The 25,944-nt window shown below is 28.5% G+C and carries 18 protein-coding genes; all 18 read left to right on the top strand.

The window, feature by feature from the left end; translation table 11 throughout:
- The first annotated feature begins 1 nt into the window (after position 1).
- The 18 genes from AYC59_RS00570 to AYC59_RS00485 all read left to right on the top strand — a co-directional run bounded on the left by AYC59_RS00570 (position 2) and on the right by AYC59_RS00485 (position 25,404).
- Positions 2-559 carry a DUF2577 family protein gene (locus AYC59_RS00570; RefSeq protein ID WP_066894141.1) on the top strand — a complete coding sequence of 186 codons (558 nt, stop codon included), beginning with the start codon at positions 2-4 and terminating at the stop codon, positions 557-559.
- Positions 535-978, top strand: a complete 444-nt coding sequence (locus AYC59_RS00565; protein ID WP_066894138.1) for a DUF2634 domain-containing protein — start codon at positions 535-537, stop codon at positions 976-978. Before AYC59_RS00570 ends, AYC59_RS00565 begins: the two co-directional genes overlap by 25 nt.
- A complete protein-coding gene (locus tag AYC59_RS00560; RefSeq protein WP_066894136.1) occupies positions 975-2,039 on the top strand; it encodes a baseplate J/gp47 family protein in 1,065 nt (354 codons plus the stop codon). Before AYC59_RS00565 ends, AYC59_RS00560 begins: the two co-directional genes overlap by 4 nt.
- Positions 2,032-2,556: a hypothetical protein gene (locus tag AYC59_RS00555; RefSeq protein ID WP_066894133.1), complete on the top strand. Its 525-nt coding sequence runs from the start codon at positions 2,032-2,034 to the stop codon at positions 2,554-2,556. Before AYC59_RS00560 ends, AYC59_RS00555 begins: the two co-directional genes overlap by 8 nt.
- Positions 2,557-2,565: 9 nt before the next feature.
- A complete protein-coding gene (locus AYC59_RS00550; RefSeq protein WP_066894130.1) occupies positions 2,566-3,189 on the top strand; it encodes a hypothetical protein in 624 nt (207 codons plus the stop codon).
- Positions 3,182-3,409, top strand: a complete 228-nt coding sequence (locus tag AYC59_RS00545; RefSeq protein ID WP_066894127.1) for a hypothetical protein — start codon at positions 3,182-3,184, stop codon at positions 3,407-3,409. Before AYC59_RS00550 ends, AYC59_RS00545 begins: the two co-directional genes overlap by 8 nt.
- 1 nt (position 3,410) lies before the next feature.
- Positions 3,411-4,928 (top strand): hypothetical protein, encoded by a 1,518-nt coding sequence (locus AYC59_RS00540; RefSeq protein ID WP_066894124.1) that lies wholly within the window; start codon positions 3,411-3,413, stop codon positions 4,926-4,928.
- Between the two features lie 2 nt (positions 4,929-4,930).
- Positions 4,931-5,602, top strand: a complete 672-nt coding sequence (locus AYC59_RS00535) for a hypothetical protein (RefSeq protein WP_066894121.1) — start codon at positions 4,931-4,933, stop codon at positions 5,600-5,602.
- Positions 5,583-6,035 (top strand): hypothetical protein, encoded by a 453-nt coding sequence (locus AYC59_RS00530; protein ID WP_066894118.1) that lies wholly within the window; start codon positions 5,583-5,585, stop codon positions 6,033-6,035. The genes AYC59_RS00535 and AYC59_RS00530 overlap by 20 nt, the downstream gene beginning before the upstream one ends.
- Before the next feature lie 15 nt (positions 6,036-6,050).
- Complete coding sequence (locus AYC59_RS00525; protein WP_066894114.1) at positions 6,051-6,488, top strand: M15 family metallopeptidase; 438 nt, start codon at positions 6,051-6,053, stop codon at positions 6,486-6,488.
- Between the two features lie 36 nt (positions 6,489-6,524).
- A complete protein-coding gene (locus AYC59_RS00520) occupies positions 6,525-6,902 on the top strand; it encodes a phage holin (protein WP_066894111.1) in 378 nt (125 codons plus the stop codon).
- A 196-nt stretch (positions 6,903-7,098) separates the two neighbouring features.
- Positions 7,099-7,689 carry a hypothetical protein gene (locus AYC59_RS00515; RefSeq protein WP_066894108.1) on the top strand — a complete coding sequence of 197 codons (591 nt, stop codon included), beginning with the start codon at positions 7,099-7,101 and terminating at the stop codon, positions 7,687-7,689.
- 366 nt (positions 7,690-8,055) lie between these two features.
- Positions 8,056-8,688, top strand: a complete 633-nt coding sequence (pcp, locus tag AYC59_RS00510; RefSeq protein ID WP_066894105.1) for a pyroglutamyl-peptidase I — start codon at positions 8,056-8,058, stop codon at positions 8,686-8,688.
- A gap of 396 nt (positions 8,689-9,084) precedes the next feature.
- Complete coding sequence (rpsO, locus tag AYC59_RS00505) at positions 9,085-9,348, top strand: 30S ribosomal protein S15 (protein WP_066894102.1); 264 nt, start codon at positions 9,085-9,087, stop codon at positions 9,346-9,348.
- 564 nt (positions 9,349-9,912) lie between these two features.
- Complete coding sequence (locus AYC59_RS00500; protein WP_066894099.1) at positions 9,913-20,625, top strand: YadA-like family protein; 10,713 nt, start codon at positions 9,913-9,915, stop codon at positions 20,623-20,625.
- A gap of 15 nt (positions 20,626-20,640) precedes the next feature.
- Positions 20,641-21,309, top strand: a complete 669-nt coding sequence (locus AYC59_RS00495; RefSeq protein ID WP_066894096.1) for an MORN repeat-containing protein — start codon at positions 20,641-20,643, stop codon at positions 21,307-21,309.
- A 153-nt stretch (positions 21,310-21,462) separates the two neighbouring features.
- A complete protein-coding gene (locus tag AYC59_RS00490) occupies positions 21,463-23,487 on the top strand; it encodes a YadA-like family protein (RefSeq protein WP_066894093.1) in 2,025 nt (674 codons plus the stop codon).
- 9 nt (positions 23,488-23,496) lie between these two features.
- The gene (locus AYC59_RS00485) at positions 23,497-25,404 is read left to right on the top strand and encodes a YadA-like family protein (protein ID WP_066894090.1); all 1,908 of its coding nucleotides are present in this window, start codon (positions 23,497-23,499) and stop codon (positions 25,402-25,404) included.
- Positions 25,405-25,944 lie beyond the last annotated feature (540 nt).

Raw genomic sequence — 25,944 nt, 5'->3', positions numbered from 1 at the left:
AATGAAAGAAGAAAACCCTTATACAGGCTTTGCAAATATGTTTAAAGAAAATGAAAATAAAACATATTTAGGAGCAATGCTTGCAGAAGTTGTATCACCTCTGCCAAATTTAAAACTTAAGCTTTTAAATGGAGCTATGGAACTTGACCACGAAATTGAGGGTGATAATATTTTTATCGCTAGAAGTATTACTAATCGAATTGATATAGATGTAACTTTTAAAGATTTTGAAAGTCAGAAAAATGTGCATAAAATCAAAGATGGTATTAAACTAGCATTTAAAAAATTTAAGGCATTGGGTGGTAAATTTATACATCCAACATTACAACCCCCAACTATAATAGAAATTGAATCACCTGCAGGTAATTTTGATGAACTTAGTTCTGAACTTGAACAGAAGAAAAAAGGTAAGTATAAAATGCAAACTTTAGTAAGTTTAAAAGCAGGTGAAAAGGTACTTGTTATACCTAATGAAACTGAGGATCAGTGGTTTATAGTTGATGTGCTTGAACCTTTAAAGGAGGTGCAATTAGAATGGGAATATTACCAAAAATCTTAGAAAATAAAGATAATAGTATAGAAGAATTTGAAGAAAATGAATTAGGATTAGATACATATATAGTTGATTTTAAAAATAAAAAAATGAGGTATCAAAACGGGATACCTTTTGTAGATGATTTTGAATTAGCTATTAAAATGTATATACAAAAATTACTTTTAACAGAATTAAAAAAATGGAAATTTCATCAAAATTATGGGACCAACTATGTTGATTTAACATACGGTAAAAAGTTGCATAGAGTTATAATAAAAAATGAGATTGAAAGAAATTTAAAAGAGCAATTATTAAAATATCCTGATATTATTTCAGTTGAAAAAATTAAAATAGTACAAAATTACAAAACTTTAAAAATTGATTTTAATGTAATTTTGATAAATAATAACATTTTAGAATGGAAGGAGGAAATTGCTATATGATAGATTTTAGAAGTTTAAAAATTCCAACTTTAGAAGAAGAACGAACTAGACTTTTAGCTAAAATTCCTGATAATTTTTATAAAGACGAGGGAAGTATATTTTATGATGTAATGAGTGTAATTGCAGATGAAAATATAGCTTTATATTCTTTGATAAAAGAAATTTTTGAAAATTCATTTGGACTAACTGCAACTAGTCAATATTTAGACTGGAAATGTGCAGAAGTTGGAATTGAAAGAAAAGAGGGAATAAAAGCAAGAGGAAGAGTTAAAATTTATGGAAATACAGGAACTAAAATTCCATTTAACTCAATACTTTTATGCGATGAACTTCAATTCATTACTTTAGTTGATTCCGTTATTGGAGATAATAGAGAACTTGAAGTTGAAGTAGAAGCTATTGAGATTGGTGCTAAATATAATATTTTAGAAAATAGAATAAATAAACTTGGTATACCTATTTCAGGAGTTGAAAGAGTAACGAATATAGATCCTTTTATAAATGGAGCAGATATTGAAACTGATGAAATACTAAGAAAACGTTATTTAGAGAAAGTTAGAGAACAGGCAACAAGTGGTAATGCTTATCATTATAAGCAATGGGCCTTGTCAGTTGACGGTATAGGTCAAGCTAAAGTATATCCTTTGTGGAATGGTGCAGGTACAGTAAAAGTTATTTTAGTTAGTTCTACTGGACAAAATGTTACAAATGATAAATTAAATGAAGTTAAAAAATATATTGAACTTAAAAAACCTATTGGAGCAGATGTAACAGTAGTAAATGCAGTAACTAAAGCTATTAATATTTCTGTTACTATTCAAAAAAGTAATTTAATTGATTTAGAAGTAATTAAAAATCAAGTAACTAATTCTATAAATAAATATCTTTCTGATATAAATTTAAACGGTGGTAAGGTTTCTTATGGTAAAGTATCTTCTATATTATATGATACAAACGGTATACAAGATTATAGCAATTTCAGATTAAATAATGGAACTGATAGTATTACAATTGCAGAAGACCAAATTGCAGTATTAGGGAGTGTGACTTTAAATGTATAAGTTACCTGAATATTATAAAGGTGTATTAGAGTTCGATTATTTGCAAAACAATTTACAATTAAATGAAAACTCATTTCTTGGTTTAATAAATGAATTAAGAGATGAGCTTTTTATTATAAAATCTAAAAATAGCGGTTTAAAAATTTGGAGTAATACTCTTGAATGTTCAGAAGATACAACAGAGATTTTAACTAAATTAAGAGGAGCTAGAACTATTACTAAAATTAATCTTGCATTAATTGTAAAAGATATTTTAAAGCAAGATACACCAGTAGAAGTAACAGAGTTTAATAATCAATATAAAGTGTTTTTAGGAGTTCATTCGGTAGTAAATACAGATAGAGTTCAAGAACTTTTAAGAAAAGAATTGAAAAATATAATACCATCTCATATAGAACTTTATATATATTTTAATGTTTTAATTTGGGAAAAATTTGATAATTATAATAAAAATTGGGATATTTGGGATAATTTAAATTTAACTTGGGAAAAATTTGAAAAATATAATGAAGGGTAGGTGTTTAAAATGGGAAGTACTAATAAAACTAAAATTCTTCAATTAAGTCAATGGATAGGTACAGACCAACCTAAAAGAATTGATTTTAATTCAGACAATGAAAAAATAGAAAATGTGGTAAAGGGCCTTTATAATAATATAAGTTTTAGTAACGGTCAATTATCAATTACTAAAGTTGATGGGACTAATCAGAGATTTAGTGTATCAGTAAATGCGAGTGATACAGTTTCAGGTACTTTAACTAAAAATGAGGTTAAAGAACTAGCAACAAATAAAATAAATGAACTCGTGACTGATAGTAGAATACAGGAATTAGCACTTAATAAAATGAAAGGATTTGGAATAGGAGCTAATAGAATTGCTGATTTTAATGGTAAAACTGTAAATAGTACTATGGATGTTGGAATGTATGTTATTTCTGGAGGTATTAATGGTAAAACAACTTGTTTATTAAACTTTCAATACGATACTTCTTGGGGTCTTCAGGTAGGAATAACTGAGGAAGAAAAGCCTAAAGCTTTTATGAGACAGAAAGCAAATGGTTCTTGGAAACCTTGGATGGAGATTCATACAACAGCTAATTTAGAACCTGCAACAGTAGAAGAAATTTGGGTAGGTGTTGCAAATGGCTAAGTATTTAAAAAAAGAAGAAATGAGCAATATTCTTGCAACTATAGTAGGAGATGGAGCTGTTAAAATCTATGTACAAAATCAGAATAAAAGTTATGAAAAGGGTGATGTTATGATTTATAAAAATGGTAATATAACATCACTTTTTAAATGTAAAGTTGCAGGAGCTTATGGAATACCATCAGAAACTGCATTTAAAAAAATAAATTTGAGGGGTAGATAACATGGCGAAATATTTAACTAAAGAGGGGTTAGGTAATATATTAAATACCGTGATTGGTATGAAGCCTAAAACTTTACCTGCAAGATTAGAAAAGAACGATATAGTACTATATCAAAACAGATTATATAAGTATAAGGGAGAACCTAAGCAAGTTAATATAGTTAGTGAATCAGAATTTAAAAAAGCAGGATTAAGGTTTATGGGGGAAGATTATAAAGTAGTATTATTAAATGATATTTTAGAACTTTATAAGTGGATGTATCAAAGTGGCTTAAATGGGCATAAACTAGAGAATGATTGGGGAGAAAGACCTAATAGTTATTATATAACAGGGAATAATAAAGATACGATGTGGGATGGTAGTAAGTCGGTTCCAGTTTTTGATTATATTCCTGATGAACATAATTTATATTTTTATCGTTTTAAAAAAATGTTTAATGTTACTAAATTTTCTGATATATTTAAATTCCCTATACAAATATATGGGTATAAATCTATGTTTTTGAATAATGAGTTAGAAGAAAATGAAGCAATAAAAAATGAAACTTCTGTTCATTTTTATGATAATGCATTTAAGAAAAATAAAGTGAATTTTGAAAAACCTTTTTTTAAAGGTATAGAAAAAGAGTATAAAGAATTGTATAGTAAAAAAGGCGATAGAGATTTTTTAAAATCTGAAAATAACGATAAATATAAATACTTTAAAATTAATAGCATATTACCACCAAGTTATGAGGCTTATCAATACGAATTTTTAAAAATAGATGAAAGTAAATATATTAAAATTAAAGAAGAAGCGGAATACTATAATTTTGGAGTATATCAGTGGGTTAAATATTTAAAATATAAATTACCATCTTGGGAAGAAATTAAAAATGATGTATTAGAAACTAGAAGTATTTCATATAGTGATGGTACAGACAATTATGGGAATACAAGATATATAAATCGTTTTGGGCTTACAGTACATCCAATAACTAAGCCAGAAACATTCAGATTCTTCCTTCCATATTTTATAGATGCAGCCACAAATAACACAGCAAAAGAATTGAATGAAAAATATAATAAATATGGCGTATTTGTTCAAGGAAAAGAAGATGGGAAATATACATTAAGTTTTAAAGTATGCATGTCAACAAGGGACCAACACGAAGAAGATGTTGCGGGAGCTAGAAACTGGGGAGATATGTACGCATTTAGTCCTACAAGAAATAAAGTAAGACAAGAAAATGAAACTTGGGTAGTGTGGAAAAAGAATGATTTGATTAGTTTTGAGCTTAATTGGAAAGTTGAAAATGGAACAGCAAAAGATTGGAAATTGAAGTTATTAGATGAAAACAAGAGAAATACACAAGGTCTTGATAACTTTATGAAGTGGATACAAGTTGAAACTTTTGAAAACTATTTATTTTTACAACTATTTTATGGAGTATACTCAGTAGATGATGCAGGTTCTTGGAACGAATGGCAATTTGCACATATTTTACCACCGTTTAATTTAGAATTTAAAGGAGAGTGATTTTGTTGAGTAAATATGTATATGATGAGAATTTAAAGTATTTAGATACTTTTTTTGATGAAATAGAAGATAAAGATATATTGGCAGTTTATAATAAAGCGTATATAACAAATGAGTTTATAGAATATCCTAAACTTGAAAATGGAAATATAAAATCAATGAGTGATAACGAAATATCACAAATTAAGTATAAAAAATACATAAATAAAGAGTATGTTTTACAATCTAATGAAATTATTAATAATGATAGAATTATTTCAGTTGAATTAAAAGAATTTGAGTATATAGAAAATGGTGTACTTAAATTTAATTTAGAATCTAAAAAAGAATATTTAATCAATAAAACTAAGAGTTATGAAGAAGCTGAAAAAGAAAGAGATTTTGAGTATAAAGGTTATTTACAACCAAACAGAGAATTAGAAGACCAAACATCGTTATTGAAAATATTAAGTTTTATGCAAATAACAAAACAAACTCATTTTGATAAATGGAAAATGAAAGATAAAGAAGGTCACGAACATTATATAACACTTACTATTCAAGAGATGATGGAGTTAGGACAAATAATGCAAACTCAAACAACTAAAGCAATGATTAAGTGGTCTACTATTAGAGAGAAAATAAAAGCAATGAGCGAAGAGGAGATAAAAGTATATGAACTACCAAAAGAATAAAATATATATAGTGTTCTATAAAGATAATTTTAAATGGTGGTCTAGACTAATAAAGTGGTGGACCAATTCTAATTATTCTCATTGTGAGTTTTACGATGGTGAATGTTTAATAGGAATTAGTAACGAGCAAAGAGTAAGAATGAAAAAGCAACCATTAAATGAAAAGAAATGGGATATATTTGAATTAAATGTTGATATAAAAACAGCAATACACAATTTTTACCTAGAAACTCAAGGAGCTAAATATGATTGGTTAGGTATATTGTTAAGTAATATATTTAATTTTCATAGACATAATAAAGATAAATATACTTGTAGCGAATGGGTATCTACAATAATTGATAGAGAACTTAATATTATTGTACCTAAAAATTATTATCAAATAACACCACAAGATATATACGAGATTTTAAAGTTTCATAAAATTATATAGAAAGGAGTTAAAAAAATGTATAAGCTGAGTCAAAATAGCATTAACAAGCTAGATAAGATACATCCTAAGCTAGTATCAGCTATTCAAAAAGCTATAACAAATAGTCCGTTTGACTTTATAATCGTTCAAGGTTTTAGAACGGCTGAATATCAAAATGGACTATACAAGCAAGGAAGGACAGTACCAGGAATTAGAGTAACAAACTGCGATGGTTATGTTAAGAAGTCTAACCATCAAGCTAAAGCTGATGGTTATGGTTATGCTATTGATTTTGGAATTTATGATCCAAGCATAAAAGGGAATATAGATTGGAAGTCTACTAATAAATATCAAAAAGTTGCAAGACACATTGAATTAGTAGCAAGAGAATTTGGAATAAAAGTAGAGTGGGGAGGAGATTGGAAATCTCTTAAAGATAATCCACATATAGAATTAAAAAAGATAGTTGAATAAATTTAAAAAATAAAATAAAGAAAGAGGTAATTAATTATGACAAAATTAGAAATTATGTACACAGTTTTAGGAGTTTTAACAGGAGCATTTTTAGGACTTGTTCCTACATTTAGAAAGTTAGCACAAAAAACAGAGACAAAAGTGGATGATAATATATTAGAAATAGCAGTAAATATCGTTCAATGGTATGAAGATAACTTTAAGTATAAAGATGGTGCTAACAAGAAAGCTAGAGCAATAACTGAGGTAGGAATGCAAGTAGAAAAATTAGGACTTAAAGCAACGGATGCAGTAATAGACAAAGCTGTTGAAAGAGCAGTTACAATTGTTGAAAAAAATAATTTAGCTAAAGAAGAGTTGAAAAAAGAATTAACTGAAAATGAGGAAAAAAAAGGGGATGATATGGGGAAGTAACACCTTCTCCTAATCCTTTATACAATGCTAACTATAGTAATTTTAGTGATATATTAGGTAATATCAATAGAGATTATTCAAAAACTATGATATACAGTGATATAGCTATTAAAACTAAACCCTTTAACATTAAGGAAACTGAAGCAGTAGCTAGACTTGGTGCTAGTTGGTATTTTTAAGAAAGAGGGTGTAGAAAATGATAGAAACAGAAGTGATAAAAACAGTACTACAATATGGTTTCTTAGGTATAATAGGTTGGTATTTTATACAACAGAATAAAGAGTTATTTCATATGTTTACTAAGCAACTTGAAAAAACTACTGATATATTAAGGGGTCAAAGTGAATTAATTAAAGAACTTAAATTAAGTATAGATACTAATATTTTAAGTTGTAATCTTACTAATGATAATTTAGAGTTAATCTGTATTGAAAGAATTAATCTTATAATTTTTAGATTAATGTTTAGAGTAAATGATTATATAGCTAATAACAATATAGAAAAGAGAATAGATACTATCAAATTTGAGTTACAAGAATACATAAATAATGAAGTATTAGAATATAAAGAATTATTAGAAAAGATAACTCAAAAACATTTAGTGGTATTGTTATCAGAGAATTTAGAAAATGAATTAGATAACACTTTAAAAGAGTATTACAATTTATTTGACAATCTTATAATTAATAATAGGGTTAATGATTATATTGAAAGTAGAAGAGAAAATAAGAATATTGGTGACAGAGTTAAATTAAGAATTATTACAAAAGTAAAGGAAACATTATAGGGCAGGTCTTTTGACTTGTCCTTATTTTTTATTATAAATAAAAAAATCAACTAATAAAGTTGACTTTAATTATTTTTGAGAAACAAAACCTAAAAAATAATTTATATAAAATTTAAATAAAAAACCTACCACTAATTGACAGGTTAGTTTTTCAACCATTTCAATAAATTTTTATTTGAACTTCTCACATTATTCTAAGGTATATTAATATTATAAATTATATTTCATAATAATTCAATGTAGTATACCAGTAACATACAAATAAAATTTAAACCCTTTATAATTTAGAGTTTTTGACTTATTTAAATATTTAATAGACAAATATATATTGATTTAGTATAATGTTGTAAAGGAGGATGATGTTATATGAATATATTAATTACTGGTTTTGAACCTTTTGGTAAAGATGAAATTAATTCTTCATGGGAAAGTGTAAAATTATTACCTAATGAATTAAAGGGGAATAATATATATAAAGTATTAATTCCTGTAGTATTTAATGTAGATAAGCTAATAGAAAATATTAAAAAATATAGCCCAGATATAATAATACTTGTAGGTCAAGCTGGAGGTAGAAACGGAATTACTATAGAGCGTGTGGCTATTAATCTTGATGATGCTATAATACCCGATAATAATAATTATCAACCTATAGATAATACTATTAAACTAGATGGGGAAAATGCATATTTTTCTACACTTCCTGTTAAGGCTATAATAAATAATTTAAAAGATAATGATATTGAAGCAAGAATATCCTATACTGCAGGAACTTATGTATGTAATCATGTTATGTATAATACTTTATATCATATTAACAAGAATAATTTAGATATAAAAGCAGGATTTATACATGTTCCTTATTTACCTACTCAAACTATGGATAAGCCTAGTATGAAAATTGAGGATATAGTTAAAGGATTGCTTAGTATAATCGAAACTACAATAGATTATAGAAAAAAAGAAGACTCAAAAATTATTGGTGGTACAATATATTAATACTCTACAATGTTATATATTCCATTTAACAAGGGATAATAAAAATACTTTAAAATAGCATATTGTAATGTAATTTATAATAAAATACATATAAAAGATTGTGAAAATAGGATTTTAATTTTAGAACATGTACCAACAAACTGGACAGAAAAAATAAAAACAGTTTGGAGGTACATGTTCTTTTTTAATCCTATTTTTATTTATAATATTTTTATAAATACACTATTATAGTATTTTTAATGTCAATTAAAAATGAAAATGTCTCAAAAAATATATAATCCTAAATTAGAGGGGGATTATCCATTCTTTTTAAATTAGGTCTTTCCCAATTTTAATTATATACTTAATGCCAAATATATGCTTGGTTTAGATAATATATGTTAGGGGGAAAATAAAATGGCAATGAAAACAAAAGCAGAAATTATTACAGAATTTGGTAAAGATTCTAAAGATACAGGATTAGCAAATATACAAGTAGCAATATTAATAGAAAGAATATCTCATTTAACAGAACATTTAAAGTTTCACTTTAAAGATGTTCATTCAAGAGCAGGATTATTAAAATTAGTAGGTAAAAGAAGAAGATTATTAAACTATATAAAAAATAGAAATCTTGATGAATATAGAGAATTAATAGAAAAATTAGGAATTAGAAAATAATAGTAAAAGTTTTAGAATACGTCACTAATAAAAAATAAATAGTAGTGATGTATTTTTATTATGTTATTAAAAAAGCAAGAAATTGTTTCATAACATGAAATTTTTTAAAAGTGGCAATGTTCCCTGTTATTTGACAAAACGATTTTAATGTCTAAAATTAAATTTAACAATATTAAATGAAATAAATTCAGTAAAACTAATATAAATTTAAGGATTTAGACTTGAAAATTAACGGGGGGGGGTGCTACAATATATACATATAATTAATATTAAATTTGAAAGGATAAAAGAGTGGAGATTTTAGAGTATAAACAAATTTGACAAAACACTTTTAATGTCTAAAATTAAATTTAATAATATTAAATGAAATAAATTTGGTAAAATTAATATAAATCTAAGGAAACGGTAAACTAAAATATCAAATGCAACATTGTATGAATATTCACCAAGCAAGAAAAATAAATCAAAACTAAGTTGAAAAATTTTTATATTCGTTGTAAAATGTAATATGAATTTATGAAGATAATATTCAGTAATTAATATACTGAGGAAAGGGAGGAAATTTTGAAAAATAATCAAGATAAAGAATTTAAAAGATGGTTAAAAAATAAGTTAAGTGTTACACAAGCACTAATGATACACTTTTTAATAACTGGTTCATTATCAATGTTTGGTTTAGCTGCGATAAGTTTAAGTTCAAATGTGGCTTATGGAGCATTAAATGATAATGGAACAGGTAGTACGACTTCTGTGGCAATAGGGGAAGGTTCGGTTGGAAATGGAGATAGATCTATAGCAATAGGGAAAAATGCAACTACTAATAATTATGAATCTATAGCGATAGGAAACGATAGTAAAACAACATCAAATAATAATATTGCTATAGGAAAAGGAGCAAGATCTGAAGGAAATAATAACTCTTTGGCTTTAGGTAATGGAGCTATTGCAACAGGAAACGATGGGGCATTAGCAATAGGTAGAAACTCAAAAGCTGACGGATATAATGCTATTGCTGTTGGTAGAGAAGCTGAAACATCTGCAGGTGAAACAATTGCTTTAGGTTTCAAGGCAAAAGCAAAAAATACAAATGCTGTAGCTATAGGTAATGGAGCTGTTTCTAATGCTGATAATGCAGTAGCTATTGGTATAGGCTCAAAAGTAGGTGGAAATAATGGTATAGCCTTAGGTAAAGAAGCAGAAGCAACTTTAAATGATGCTATAGCATTAGGTCATAAAGCTAAAGCGCAAAATATATATAGTTATGCCATTGGAACGGAAAGCATGGCAAGTGCGCCTAGATCTATTTCTATAGGGTATAAATCTGTTGCAAGCCATAATAATAGTCTTGCTTTAGGTTGGGCATCTAAAGCAAGTGGTGCTACATCTGTAGCATTGGGAGCTGGATCGACAGCGCAAGGTAACGATAGTTATGCCATCGGAATGAGTAGCGTTGCAAGTGCTGAAACGGCAATGGCTTTTGGTAACAAAAGTAAAGCAAAAAAACATTCTGATATTGCTTTAGGTAGAGAAGCTGAAACTCGAGATCAAGGTAGTAATGGTTATAATATAGCTATTGGAGTTGGAGCGGTTTCTGGAAGTGATAGAGCTGGTCTTAGCCGTAATGGGAATGATGGAGGAAGTATAGCTATAGGTACTGGTGCTTATACAGGAGTAAAACAAAATAATATTTCTTCAAACTCTTCTGTTGCATTAGGAGCAGGTGCCGGAACAGGATTTAGAAAGTTAGATGTTAATGGTATGCCTACGGATAATGGTACAGATGTTGACACCAATGTTGAAGTATTAAAAAAAGCTTTTGGAGTTAAAGATGTTAATACTGATTTTCAAAGAATAGCTGGTGGAACAAATGGATACACAAATGTAGAAATTAATGAAGGAATAGCCTTAGGTCGTAATGCACGTGCTGTAGGTGACCAATCTGTTGCAATAGGGGCACAAACTATTGCTGGTATGGGTGCAGTTGCTTTAGGTGGAAATGATATAACTCAATTTGCAAAGAAAAAATATTATAAATCAACAAGAGAAAATTTTGCTGTTACAGAAACAATAGACCATAATCAAGATGCAACAATATCTGATAGAACAATTAGTGATACTTATAAATATCTTGTTGGGACTGCTTTAGATACAGCATTTAAAGCGACTTATGCACAAGATGGTTCAGTAGTATTAGGGCTACAAGCTCATTCAGGAACACCATTAGGAACAGCGATAGGTACTAACGCTTTAATACGTAAAGGAGCTTTTGGGGCAACAGCAATTGGTGCTGGTTCTCAAATTCAAGCGAATGCAGAAGCAGCAGTTGCAATAGGTATGGGTTCTCGTGCTAACGGCTCTTATGCCATAGCTGCAGGAACTGCTTCATTTGCAGAACTTGGAGACGTTGCTATAGGATATCAATCAGAAGCTTCTGGTAAAGAAGGAGCGATCTCTATAGGACAAGCAACTAAAGCAAAAGGAGATTCATCTATAATGATAGGTGGAGCAAATGTTGTTTCTGCTTCAAACCAACAAACTAGCTTTATAAGTGAAAAACAAGATAGTAATGGAGTACGTGATACATATACTAAAGATATAACAGAAACAATTAATAATCAACAAGTAATTCGTAGATATAGTTATGTAACATTAGAAGATAAAACAGGAACTATTGCCGATGCTTATGCAACATTGACTGGAACTACGATGAATATTCAAAAACTAGATTATAACCAAAATAAAAACGGTCATGCTTCAACATCAGTTGGGGTACATTCATTAGCTAAAGGGGATTTAGCTTCTGCATTTGGGGCAAGTTCTCGTGCAAATGCTATTGGTTCTCTTGCCTTAGGTACTGGAGCGCAAGCTCTTGTACAAAACTCAGTAGCTATAGGAACAGGTTCAATTGCAGGAGATGCTAACTATCAAGATGCAGGTTATAATGTAACAACATCTGATCCTGTTATAATGGGAACACGTCAATTATCTGTAAGTTATAATAAAGATGGGAAAATTGTATCAGATGCTGATATTGCAAATATTGCATATACATTCAAATGGGCAGGAGGAGAAAATACATCTCCTGGAGATATAGTTTCATTTGGTAAAAAAGGAGCAGAAAGACAATTAAAACACGTTGCTGCCGGTCGTATTGCAGAAAATTCAACAGATGCAGTAAACGGTTCACAACTTAATGCAATTATAGAAAGATTTGTTGGAGATAAAATTAAATACTTCTCAGTTAAATCAGATGCACAAGGAAACCGTTATAACGATGGAGCGACAGGTACAGGTTCAATAGCTATAGGACCTGCTGCTACTGCGACAGCTACAAATGCAACAGCAACAGGTAATAAATCTAAAGCAAGTGCAGAAAATGCAACAGCTTATGGATATAATACAGAAGCTACTGGTAAATCATCAGTTGCCTTAGGAACATCAGCTATAAAACCTGGAACAACTACATTAGTGACAACAGAAGCTAGTGGGGAAAATTCAACTGCATTAGGGGTTGCTTCTAAAGCTAAAGGGCAAGACTCTATAGCTCTTGGTTATGGAGTTGAAGCAAAAAATAATTTTGCAACAGCAATTGGATCAGAAGCAACAGTTACAGCAGATAAAGGTATAGCGATAGGTAAAAAAGCTAGTGTTACAGTTGCAGGTGGAATAGCTTTAGGTACTGACTCTGTAGCTTCTGTAGAAGGAACTAAAACTGGAATTAGTGTAGATGGGGATGTTGATGGTGCACGTACAAATGTTTATGAAAATCTAAAAAATAATATAGATAACTCAAAAATATCAGGTGCTAATGGTGCAGTTTCAGTAGGAAGTTCAACTGCAACTAGACAAATTGTAAATTTAGCAGCAGGAACTGATGATACAGATGCAGTAAATGTTGCTCAATTAAAATCTGTAAACTTAGCATTTAAAGGGAATACAGGAATTGGAGATGTTAGATTACATGACCAAAGATTAGCAGTAGTAAGTTCAAATACAGATTTATTGACAGTTGAAGCAAGTGATAAAAAATTAACTTTCACACCTAAAATAGCAACATTAAATATAGATAATACTACAGGAAGTGCTACACTTGGAAAAGTAGTTACGCCTACAACTGATGGATTAGTAAAAGCAAGTGAATTAGCAAATACTTTGAATAATATGTATTGGAATGTTGCAACTGGTGCAACTAGTGGTACTCATACTGGAAATACTGATCCACAACCTATAAAAGCTGGAGAAACTGTAAAATTTATAGCAGGGGAACATGTTACAATAGGACAAAATGGTAGAGATATTACTATTAGTATGAAAGATGCATTAACACAAGTTCAACTTAATAAAGCAATACAACAAACTTTTGGAAATGGTAAGAATACTACTCTTACAATAGAGAAAAACGGAACAATGAAATATAGTTTAAATGATGATATTTCATTAAATACTGTAACTACAGGAACTACAGTAGTTTCAAATGGAAAAGTAACTGGATTGAATAATAATTTAACTAATACAGAAAATAAGGTATATCCAGGTACTAATAAATCAGAACCAGTTAAAAAAGCTGAGTTACCTAATACTTCAACTGTAGTAGATAAAAAGAATGCTGCAACAGTAGGAGATGTATTAAATGCTGGATGGAACTTACAAAATAATGGAACGGAAAAAGATTTTGTAAGAACTTATGATACAGTAAACTTTGTAGATGGAATAAATACAAAAGCAGTAGTAACAACAGATGAAGAAGGTAAAGTAAGTAAAGTTAGATATAACGTTGTTGGATTGCCAATAAAATATACTGATGATTCAGGAAATCCTGTAACAAAAGTAGGAGATAAGTATTATAAAACAGATGAAGCAGGAAATGTATTAGATAATGACGGAAACCCAGTTACAAAATACGATACAGCTGGAAATCCATTAAATGCAAATAATACAGCAGTAACTCCTGTAAATGATGTTAAAACTAATTTAGTAAATGCAAAACCAGAAACAGGTAAAACTGGTACAACAGATCCTACTACATTAGGGAATATTAAGAGTGGATTAGATACTATAAAAAATCCAGATGGAACTACAACACCTAACTTAGCTAATAAAACAGCAGGTTTAGTAAACTTAAATACTCCAAATGTTTCTGATAATAATGCTGCAACAGTTGGCGATTTAAAAAATATGGGATGGGTAGTATCAGCTGAAGGAAATTCTTATAGTAATCAAGTTAGAAATGCTAATGAAGTAAACTTTGTTGGTAAAAATGGTCTAACTGTAACAGGAAAAACTGAAGTAAATGGAGTACGTACTATTACTATAGAAAATAGTCACTCTCCAATTACATATACAGATGAAAATGGAAACAAATTAAGAAAAATAGGAGATAACTTCTATCCAGAAAATGCAGTTGTTTATAATGGAAATGTATATCCAGAAGGATCAGTTGTAATTGATGGAGATGTATATCCAGCAGGAACAACAAAATTAGCTAATGGAAATAAAGTAAAAGAAAATGGAGATCCTGCAGTAGTAGCAACGCCTATTGCAAATACATCTAGTGATAAAGTAAAAGCTACACTTAATTCAGTTACAGCTAATAAACCAACAACATTATCAAATGTTGGAAGTAACTTGAAACAAGTAGTAGATCCAAATGGTACAAATTCAGGTGGTGTAAAAAATCCTGATGGAACAGATGTAATAGAAAATGGTGCTCCTGTAACAGTAACAAATAAAGCACCATATACTGCTAGTGAAGCAGCAGATATTGTTAAAAATTCTGGAAATAATGCAGCAACAGTAGGAGATGTATTAAATGCAGGATGGAATTTACAAAATAATAGCGAAGCTCGTGACTTTGTAAAACCATACGATACAGTAAACTTTATAAATGGTGGAAATACAACAGCAGTAGTAACTACAGATGAAAATGGAACAACAAGTAATGTGACATATAATGTAACAGGATTACCAGTTACATATACAAATGAAGATGGAAAACCAGTATCAAAAGTTGGAAATAATTACTATGTTGTAAATGATAAAGGACAACCATTACAAAATGATGGAATAACACCAGTAACTAAATATGATTCAAATGGTAATCCATTAAATGATGATGACTCATCAGTAACAAAAGTAGATACAACAACAAAACCATTAAAAACTAATTTAGTAAATCCAAATGTAGCAACAGATAAACAAACTACAACACCTATACAATTAGGAAATGTTAAGAGTGGATTAGATAAAATAACAGGAGCAGGTAATAAAGCAGCAGGTTTAGTAAACTTAGATGAAAAAGATACAACAAATAAATTAAAAGTATCTGATAATAATGTTGCAACAGTTGGCGATTTAAGAAATATGGGTTGGGTAGTTTCAAGTGATAAAACTACTGGAAATTTAGGAAAAGCTTATAACGACAAAGTAAGAAATGCTAATGAAGTTAAATTTGTTGGAACAGGAACAGCTATTGTAAGTGGTAAAACAGTTAATGGTGTAAGAACAATAACAGTAGAAGTAAATGATCAATTATCAACAAATAATTCAGTTACAGCAGTTGTTTATACAAAAGCAGATGGAACAAAAGTATACCCCGTAAAAAAAGATGATGGAAGTATAGAATATCATACAACACCTGATGGAAAAGGAACAGGAGATACAGTAGTTCCTAAAAATGAAGTAATAACATCAGTAAATGGACCAGATGGAACTAAAAATCCAACTACATTAAAAAATATAGCCGGAAACTTAGAAGGTGCTAAAAAAGATACAACTTCACCAAAAATTAATGCAACTGCACCTACTAATATAGATGATATTAAAAACAATGCAGCAACAGTAGGAGACGTGTTAAATGCAGGATGGAACTTACAAGGAAATGGAAAAGCTGTAGACTTTGTAAAACCATATGATACAGTAAACTTTGTAGATGGAATGAATACAAGAGCTGTAGTAACAACAGATGCAGAAGGAAAAGTAAGTAATGTACAAATAGATGTAAAAGACTTACCAATAGCATATACAAATGAAGCTGGAGATAAGGTAGTAAAAGCAGCAGATGGAAAATACTATAAAGAAAGCGATTTAGCAGGGAAAGTATTTGATCCAACAACTAAAACATTTAAAAATGCAGATGGTACAGCAGCAACACAACCAACAGAAGTTGCAAAAGATGCTATAAAAACTAATTTAGTAAATCCAAATGCAGCAACAGATAAAACAGGAACAACAGATCCAAGTACATTAGGAAATGTTAAGAGTGGATTAGATACAATAAAAGATGCAACAGGAGGAACTACACCTAGTATAACAAATAAAACAGCAGGATTATTAAACTTAACTAATGATAAAGTATCTGATAATAATGCAGTAACAGTTGGAGATTTAAGAAAAATGGGATGGGTAGTATCATCTGATAAGACAACAGATGGAACAGGAGAATATTCAGACCAAGTGAAAAATGCAAATGAAGTAAGATTTGTCGGAAAAGGAACAGCTACTGTAAGTGGAAAAACTGATGGTGATGTAAGAACAATAACTGTAGAAGTAAATGATCAATTATCAACTAATAATTCAGTTATTCCAGTTGTATACACTAAAGCAGATGGAACACAAGTATATCCAATAAAACAAGCAGATGGAACAACTAAGTTTAATACAAAAGCAGATGGAACAGGAGAAGAAGTAGATAAAGGTGATGTAATAACATCAGTAAATGGACCAGATGGAACTAAGAATCCAACTACATTAAAAAATATAGCTGGAAACTTAGAAGGTGCTAAAAAAGATACAACTTCACCAAAAATTAATGCAACTGCACCTAATAATGTAGATGCTATTAAAAACAATGCAGCAACAGTAGGAGATGTACTAAATGCAGGATGGAACTTACAAAATAATGGGGAAGCTCGTGACTTTGTAAAACCATATGATACAGTAAACTTTGTAGATGGAATGAATACAAGAGCTGTAGTAACAACAGATGCAGAAGGAAAAGTAAGTAATGTACAAATAGATGTAAAAGACTTACCAATAGCATATACAAATGAAGCTGGAGATAAGGTAGTAAAAGCAGCAGATGGAAAATACTATAAAGAAAGCGATTTAGCAGGGAAAGTATTTGATCCAACAACTAAAACATTTAAAAATGCAGATGGTACAGCAGCAACACAACCAACAGAAGTTGCAAAAGATGCTATAAAAACTAATTTAGTAAATCCAAATGCAGCAACAGATAAAACAGGAACAACAGATCCAAGTACATTAGGAAATGTTAAGAGTGGATTAGATAAAATAACAGGAGCAAATAATAAAGCAGCAGGTTTAGTAAACTTAATTAATGATAAAGTATCTGATAATAATGCAGCAACAGTTGGCGATTTAAGAAATATGGGATGGGTAGTATCAAGTGATAAAACTACTGGAAATTTAGGAACAGAATATAACGATCAAGTAAGAAATGCTAATGAAGTTAAATTTGTTGGTAAGAATGGAATACAAGTAAGTGGTAAAACTGATGATAAAGGTGTAAGAACATTAACATTTGAAATGGAAACAGGGGAAATAACACCAACAGAAATAGTTAAACCAGATGACAACAAACTTGATAAAAAAGTTGTAACAATAGGGAATAAAGTGTATAATGCCGAAGATATAGATACAAATGGAAAACCTAAAGCTGGAAAAGATCCAATAGGTACTATAGTTGATGGAAAAGTTTATGCTGATAAAGACTTAAATGCAGATGGAAAACCTAAAGATAGTGCATCACCAATAGCAAAAGTTAAAGAAAATGTTGGTGCTAAATTCGTAACAGGAAACCAAGTAGCAGATGCTATTGAAAAATCAGGATTTATAGTAGGTAAAAATCAAGGATTAAGAGAATCAGATTTTGAAAATAAAGATGAAAAGATAAATCCTAATGATGAATTAAGATTTGCAGATGGAAGAAATACAAATGTAAAACTTGCCACTAAAGATGTAATTGATGCGACAGGAAAAGTAAAAACAGTAACAACAGTAAAAGTAGATGTAGTTGACTTGCCTATTACATATACAGATGAATCTGGAAAAGTAGTTGTAAAAGGTAAAGATGGTAAATTCTATTATCCAGAAGCTCTTGATGGAAAAGTTTATGATGAAAAAGAAAAAACATATAAGAATCCTGATGGAAGTGCACTAGATAAACAACCAGAAGCTAAGGAAAATATACAAGCAAATCTTGTAAATCCTAATGTTTCAAATACTGATACTGAACCAAACAAACAAACTACAACACCTACACAATTAGGAAATATTGCAAATGGAGCTAATACATTTGCTAAAGTAGAAGGAAAACAAATAGCAAATGATGGTAAATGGTATAATGAGGGAGATGTACTTCCTAATGGTAAACCAAAAGAAAATGCTACATCAGTAGAAAAACCAGAAAATGTTGGTAAATCTGGTCTTATAGACTTTGAAAAATCAAAACCAAATAATGCTGCAACAGTTGGAGATTTACAAAATTTAGGATGGGTAGTATCAGCTGATAAGACAACAGGAGATACAAGTAAAGCATATAACGATCAAGTAAGAAATTCAAATGAAGTTAAATTCGTTGGTAAGAATGGAATACAAGTAAGTGGTAAAACTGATGATAATGGTGTAAGAACATTAACATTTGAAATGGAAACAGGAGAAATAACACCAACAGAAATAATAAAAGCAGATGGAACAAAACTTGTTAAAGTTGGAAATAAAGCTTATAATCTTGCAGATATAGGAACAAATGGGCAACCTAAAGATGGTGCAAAACCAGCTGGAATTATAGCAAAAGATGGAAAAGTCTATAATGTTACAGATGTTGATGATAAAGGAAATGTTATAACTCAAACAGGTAAACCAGCACCAACACCGATAGCAACTAACAAACCAAATAATGGAACTAAGTTTGTAACAGGAAACCAAGTAGCAGATGCTTTAGAAAAATCAGGATTTGTTGTAGGAAAAAGTGAAAAAGAATTATCAGCAGCTGATTTCAAAAATGAAGATGAAAAATTAAATCCTAATGATGAATTAAGATTTGCTGACGGTAAAAATACAAATGTAAAACTTGCAACAAAAGAAGTGATAGATGCTTCTGGAAAGGTTAAAACAGTAACAACAGTAAAAGTAGATGTAGAAGAATTACCTATTACATATACAGATAAAGCTGGTAACCCTATAGTTAAGAAAGGTGATAAGTTCTACTTAGTAGATAAAAATGGTAATGCAACTAAAGATGAAGTTAAAGTTGAGGATGTCAAGACTAACCTTGTAGCACCAAATTCAAAACCTAATGAAATAGGAACACCACAAAGTTTAGGTAATGTTGCTAGTGGATTAAAAGCAGCCGATATTAAAACAGATGCAAATAAATCAGATGATAAAAAAGTTGTAGAAGGTTTAATCGGTACTGAAGATGATAAGAAATTAAATACTGCGGTAAACTTAGATGATCTGAAGACATTATCTAAAGCAGGACTTGACTTTGGAGCAAATGTTGGTGATGATGTACATAGAAATTTAGGAACAAAACTTTCAATATTAGGTAATGATAAAGTAAGTAAAGAAGATGCAAATAATGAAACTAAATTTAGTAGTAAAAATGTTGTTACAACAACAGGTAAAGATTCAGTAAATATTAAATTTAGTCAAAATCCAGAATTTGATTCAATTAAGATAGGAAATAGAGAAAACAAACCAGTAGTAACTATATCTTCTGAAGGAATTGATGCAGGAAATACTAAGATAACAAATGTAGCACCTGGAGAAATAAGCAACACAAGTCAAGATGCAATAAATGGATCACAATTAAATAATGCAATTAAAGGACTAAATGCAGGAATAGCTTCAAGTGTAGCGATGGCAAATCTTCCACAAGTAAGTAATATAGGAATGCATAGACATAATATTGCAGCTTCAGTAGGAGTTCATAGAGGAGAGACTGCAATAGCATTAGGACTAAGTGGATTAAATCATAGAGGATCATTAGTGTATAAAGCAAGTGGAGCATTAAATACAAAAGGACATGTTTCATTTGGAATAGGAATTGGATATCAATTTGATAAAAATACTCGTGATAATGATACTCATAGAAATGATATAATAGATCTTAAAGAAAAACTTGAAGATGTTATACGTGAAAATGCTGAATATAAACAAGAGATTCAAGAATACAGAAAAGAACAAGAACAAAATAAAGCTATAATCGAACAATTAATGAAGAGATTAGAAGCTTTAGAAAAGACTAAATAGGAGGTAGATGTTATAATGAAAAAAGGTTTAATATTTTTGATGATGGGTCTATTTGCTATAAGTTGTTCTGAAGTAAGTAGAGTAGATTCAAATGGAGATTATCTAGCAGAAAATGGTAGAAAATATAATGGACAAGGAGTATCTGGTGAATATACACTAGATACTCTACAAGTCCGTGAAGGAAAGGCAGTAGAATATTTATTAGATGGTTCAAAAGAAGTCTCTAATTATGTAAAGGGATTAAAAAATGGTAAAGCTATACTTTATTATAAAAATAATGATAGATTAGAGTTTAATTATAAATCAAATGTAAGAGAAGGAAAAGCTATATTATATAGAAATAATGGAGATATATTATACTTTAACTATGGAAAAAACGGAAAAATAAATGGAAGACTTAAGGAATATTTATACAATGGATTGATAATAGAGTCAAATGTAGTAGATGGCTATTTAGAAGGGCAGTCTACAAGATTATGGCCAAATGGGGATATAGAAGTAAGAAACTATAAAGGAAGTAGAGTAATAGGAGAAATAAACTTTTATAGTGCAAAAGGAGATCATGTAGTAATAAAGGAATATAATCCAGATCCTAAAAATGAAAGTAGAATAGATTATTTAAGAGATGGAAGTATATCAAATCCGATACATCCAAATCAATTTATGAGAATATTATCTAATTAAAGAAAAGAACATGTACTAATAAACTATTATATGTTTATTAACCACATGTTCTTTTTCATTTCTTTTACTTATTTTTTAAAATATCCTTTTTATTTGGCAAAAGAACTTATATTATGGTACAATAAAAGTGAAAAATTTATGAAGTAGAATAGATTGAATAGTAAAGAAAGAAACTTTTTAAGAAAAAGAGCTCATAACTTAGAAGCAGTAGTTAGAATTAGGAAAGAAGGAGTTATTATGAAAAAAATATTTTTAGTTTTCTCAATGTTCTCTTTAATATTATTAGCTGAAAATAGTAAAGAAGGTGATAATGCAATAGCAGATGGTATTGATAATGTTGCAAATGGAAATGATGCTGTTGCAGTAGGGAATAATAATAAAGCAGTTGGTGAAAAATCAGTTAGTATAGGAATAGAAAATGAAACTAATACGAGCAATTCAATTGCTATAGGTAAAAAAAATAAGGCACTAGGTTCTACAAGTATTGCTATAGGTCTTGAAAATAAATCTACAGGACAAGAATCAATAGCTTTTGGTACTAAGAATATAACTGGTGAATATTCAATTAGTTTTGGGTATGGAAATATTAATCAAGGTAATCATTCAGTAGTTAGTGGTAGAGAAAATAATATTTCAGGTGAAAAAAATTATGTAATTGGAGAGAAAAATAATGTAAAAGGGAACTCTAATTTTGTATTTGGAAGTAGAAATATTTTTGAAAATGCCACTTCTAGAGATATATACATTTTTGGTAGTGATGTAAAGGTAAATAATGATGTAACGGATGCTATTGTATTAGGACGTGGAAGTGAAGCTGTAAGTAATGCACTATCTATTGGTAATTCAATATCTAAAAGGAGAATAGTAAATGTTGCGGAAGCTCAAAATGATAGTGATGTAATAACATTAGGTCAAGCTAAAACTTTAATTAAAAATAATAAAAATTCACAACCTGAAACTATGGCTAATAATGAAGTAGATTTAAGTCAATATTTAAAAAAAGATTTTTCTAATATTGATGAAGTAAAAGCTAAAGAAAAATTATTAAATATTTTAAATAAAGGAACAATTTCAGATAGTGATACTAATTTTATTACAGGTAAAACAGCTTATGACTATATATCTAATTATACATACACTAAAGCTGAAATAGATACAAAAATTCAAAATTTATCTAATAATTCTGGAAGTATTGATACAAGTAATTTTGTAAAGAAAACTGATTTTGATAATTTTAAAAATGAAGTTTTAAAGAAATCTGAATTGAATAAAAAATATATATTAGATAAATTAGGAAATAAAGAAGTTAGTTTTACAGATGCAAGTAATATACAGGTAGATAAATATGTTGAAAAACTAAGTGAAGGTGCCAATATACAAACTCCTAAAGGTTCTTTTGTTACAGATAAAATAGTTAATAAATATTTAACTGAGAATTATTTAAATAAAAATATTGTTGATGGAAAGCTTGATTTAAAAGCAGATAAAGATGCTAAAAATATAAACATTATTGAATATGTTAAAAAATTGAGTAATGGGTCTAATATTTTAAATCCAACTGGATCTTTAGTAACTGATACAAAAATTAATGAATATTTGACTTCTAATTATACAAATAATACAAAATTAGAAGAGAAATTATCACAATATTCTAAAAAAGATGGAAGTAATATAGAAGTTGATAAATATGTTGAAAAATTAAGTGATAGTAGTGATTTAAACAATCCTAAAAATAGATTGATAACTGATACTAAATTAAAGTCATATTTAGAAGACAGGTTTTCTAAAATAGGAATATCTTCTTTAGAAGAAAAGTTGACTAAAGCTAATCAAGAATCAGAAAAAGCCATTTCAGGTGTTGCAAATGCTATAGCTGTAGGAAGTTTAACGCAAATAAATACTACAAATAATCAATTATTTAATATTGGAGTAAGTTATGGTATGTATTCAGGAGAACATGCTTTTGCACTTGGAATTAGTGGAACAGAACCTAGTGGAAGTTTTGTATATAAGGTAAATACATCAATTAATACAAAAGCTGGCTTTGGTATAGGTGTAGGTGGTGCATATCAATTTGCCATTCCTAATGTTAAAGTTAATAATAGAAACAGTAAAATAGATGAATTAAATAAAAAAATAGCAGAACTAGAAAATTTAATAAAGAGAAAAATTAAATAGGGGGCTATTATGAAAAAATATTTAATTTTAATATCACTAATTTTATTTGATATATCTTTCGGTGGAGAAAATAATATTATTAAAGGTAATCCCAATACAATAACAGGAGATAATAATGTTGTTATAGGAAACAATAATACAATAAGAAAAAATAGTTCTGTTACAATAGGAAATGAGAATAGTACAGGTAATGATAATTCGGTAGCTATAGGTATAACAAATAGTCCAAATATTGGTGGGAATAATGTATCTATAGGGTTTGTAAACTATCCCCAACATGAAGGAGCTATAGCTATAGGTAATGGTATGACAGATGGATCAGCATATTCTATAGGTATGGGTGAAGATAATAGTGTAAAAGGTGATAATTCATTTGTATTAGGTAAAAATAATAAAAGTTTTAGTTTATATAATAAGTATCCAACATATACCATAGGTGATAGTAATTATATGGTTGGTTATGATTCATTTAATTTTGGAACAAATAATTGGTATGGTGAAGATTTCTATGGACCTAAAGATTATACAGGTGTTATAAATAGCGATAACTATCCTGAAGGTATGCGCTTTAATTACATATTTGGTAGTAATGTAAGAATAGATGAAACGAAATCATATTCTATTGTTCTTGGAAATAACTCTGAATCAGTAGATAATTCATTATCAATTGGGAATAATACCCACCTTAGACGTATAGTAAATGTTGAGAGAGCTTTAAATGAAAGTGATGCTATAACTCTAAAACAATTTAAAGATATATTATATAACAAAAATACTGATAATGATTTTAGTTCATATTTATTTAAAGATTTGTCAAATAGTGATGATGAAACTTTAAAAAATCAAGCACTAAAATTATTAACTATAGGTAAAATTGCCTCAACTTCTAATGATTTAATAAGTGGTAAAATATTATATAATTACCTAAATGGTGGAGAAAATATATATAATAAAAGTAAAATTGATGGACTTATAAATGATAGAACATCTAATCATGATTATTCTGGCTTATTAGAAAAGGGAGAGTATGCTAAATTAAAAGATGAATCATTATTAAAAAGTAATGTTACAAAAGAGCATTTAAGTAATATATTAGATAATAAGGAATTAGCAGAAACTGATTCTAGTAACATTAATGTTGGGGAATATAAGAATATGTTATCAAAATCTAATTTAATTACAGATGAAAAGCTACATGATAATTTGAGTTCTTTATATAATAAAAAAGAAGTAGAAGAAAAAATTGATAATAAATCTAATATTTCTGGAGATAATATAAATGTAGATAAGTATATTAAAGTATTAAGTTTAGGAAAAGAAGATAAGAAATTAATAACAGATATAAATATAAAAGAAATACTTGAAAATAGTTACATGAAAAGTTCTAAAATTGATAATAGATTAATGAGTTTAGAAAAAAAAGATGCTAGTAATATAGATGTCAATATTTATACTAAAAAATTAGAAGAAAAAGGACTTTTAACAGATAGCAAATCTAAAGAATTGATAGATGAGAAATTAAAGACTATTGATTTAACAAAATCAAATGAAAAATTACAGTTATTTGATAATATAAATGAAAAAAGTATTAAAGCTAATGCTGGTATAGCAAGTGCTATTGCAATTTCAAGTTTACCACAAGTTAATATTAGTGATGATAGACTTTTAAATATTTCATTTGGATATGGAATGTATGGTAGAGAACATGCTTTTGCTTTAGGAATTAGTGGTGGTGATCCAAATGGAAATGTAATTGCTAGACTAAACAGTTCAATTAATACTAAAGTTCAATTTTCAGTTGGTTTAGGATTATCTTATCAATTTGGTATAAGTTATAGTAATGATGATTTAGAAATTGAAAATTTAACTAAAAAACTTCAAAATTTAGAAGAATTAGTAAAAAAAATTAAATACTAACTAAAGTTAAATATAAATTACAAAATAAATGGTTGTATATGCAAATTTAAGGGATTATAATATTAAAAATAAAAAGTATCTAATTTTATGACTTCAGAACTATCATTTGTAGATAGATTTAATATAAGTCTTTATTGGATGCTTTTTTTCTTAAAATATAATATTTTTAAATGAATTATATATCATTTCTATTATCTTTTAAAAATATTTGCTAATAAGTAAAAATAAATACTTATTAACAGTAACATTTATTTCAATTAAAAATTAAAATGTCTCAAAAAATATATAATATATAGACCTAAATTAGAACATGTACCAACAAACTGAATACGAAATAATCATTGCTTTATTAGGATGGACTTTAGTATAAATTTAATTTAGGAAATTAAAAAAAACATCAATGAAGGTAACGTGTAATTTGAAATGCAAAAATACTTAAATATAAAGAAAGCATCTAAAAATCAAGGGTTGAGAATACTCTTGATTTTTTAACAAAAGAAAAAAATGTTGAAAAATATCAACAAACCCTTTAAAATTAAC

Origin of the sequence: Pseudostreptobacillus hongkongensis (genome assembly GCF_001559795.1) — a bacterium.
In the GTDB taxonomy this organism is placed as follows: domain Bacteria; phylum Fusobacteriota; class Fusobacteriia; order Fusobacteriales; family Leptotrichiaceae; genus Pseudostreptobacillus; species Pseudostreptobacillus hongkongensis.
This window is presented reverse-complemented; position numbering and strand designations above follow the sequence as displayed.

Bases quoted from the DNA above. Each gene is read 5' to 3' on its own strand.
- AYC59_RS00570 (WP_066894141.1), top strand. From the start codon at position 2: ATGAAAGAAGAAAACCCTTATACAGGCTTTGCAAATATGTTTAAAGAA.
- AYC59_RS00565 (WP_066894138.1), top strand. From the start codon at position 535: ATGGGAATATTACCAAAAATCTTAGAAAATAAAGATAATAGTATAGAA.
- AYC59_RS00560 (WP_066894136.1), top strand. From the start codon at position 975: ATGATAGATTTTAGAAGTTTAAAAATTCCAACTTTAGAAGAAGAACGA.
- AYC59_RS00555 (WP_066894133.1), top strand. From the start codon at position 2,032: ATGTATAAGTTACCTGAATATTATAAAGGTGTATTAGAGTTCGATTAT.
- AYC59_RS00550 (WP_066894130.1), top strand. From the start codon at position 2,566: ATGGGAAGTACTAATAAAACTAAAATTCTTCAATTAAGTCAATGGATA.
- AYC59_RS00545 (WP_066894127.1), top strand. From the start codon at position 3,182: ATGGCTAAGTATTTAAAAAAAGAAGAAATGAGCAATATTCTTGCAACT.
- AYC59_RS00540 (WP_066894124.1), top strand. From the start codon at position 3,411: ATGGCGAAATATTTAACTAAAGAGGGGTTAGGTAATATATTAAATACC.
- AYC59_RS00530 (WP_066894118.1), top strand. From the start codon at position 5,583: ATGAACTACCAAAAGAATAAAATATATATAGTGTTCTATAAAGATAAT.
- AYC59_RS00525 (WP_066894114.1), top strand. From the start codon at position 6,051: ATGTATAAGCTGAGTCAAAATAGCATTAACAAGCTAGATAAGATACAT.
- AYC59_RS00520 (WP_066894111.1), top strand. From the start codon at position 6,525: ATGACAAAATTAGAAATTATGTACACAGTTTTAGGAGTTTTAACAGGA.
- AYC59_RS00515 (WP_066894108.1), top strand. From the start codon at position 7,099: ATGATAGAAACAGAAGTGATAAAAACAGTACTACAATATGGTTTCTTA.
- pcp (WP_066894105.1), top strand. From the start codon at position 8,056: ATGAATATATTAATTACTGGTTTTGAACCTTTTGGTAAAGATGAAATT.
- rpsO (WP_066894102.1), top strand. From the start codon at position 9,085: ATGGCAATGAAAACAAAAGCAGAAATTATTACAGAATTTGGTAAAGAT.
- AYC59_RS00495 (WP_066894096.1), top strand. From the start codon at position 20,641: ATGAAAAAAGGTTTAATATTTTTGATGATGGGTCTATTTGCTATAAGT.
- AYC59_RS00485 (WP_066894090.1), top strand. From the start codon at position 23,497: ATGAAAAAATATTTAATTTTAATATCACTAATTTTATTTGATATATCT.